The 231-nt window shown below is 45.0% G+C and carries 1 protein-coding gene; it reads right to left on the reverse strand.

The features are described from left to right. Positions 1–231: transposase (locus tag SB771_RS37440; RefSeq protein ID WP_410722337.1), on the reverse strand; the 231-nt coding region annotated here is incomplete at both ends.

The following is a 231-nucleotide window of genomic DNA, read 5'->3' on the forward strand; positions in this document are numbered from 1 at the left end:
ATTTCAATGCGTTGTAGCTTTTTCCTCAGCTTACGTATTTCGATTTGTTCTGGTGTTATCGGAGAGGCTTTTGGTGTTTTGCCCTGACGCTCATCACGCAGTTGTTTGACCCATCTTGTCATTGTGGAAAGGCCAACATCCATAGCTTTCGCGGCATCTGCCACCGTGTATTTCTGGTCAACAACCAGTTGAGCGGATTCGCGTTTAAACTCTGCGCTGAAATTTCTTTTT

It is taken from the genome of Burkholderia sp. SIMBA_051 (assembly GCF_046534915.1).
GTDB lineage: Bacteria > Pseudomonadota > Gammaproteobacteria > Burkholderiales > Burkholderiaceae > Burkholderia > Burkholderia ambifaria.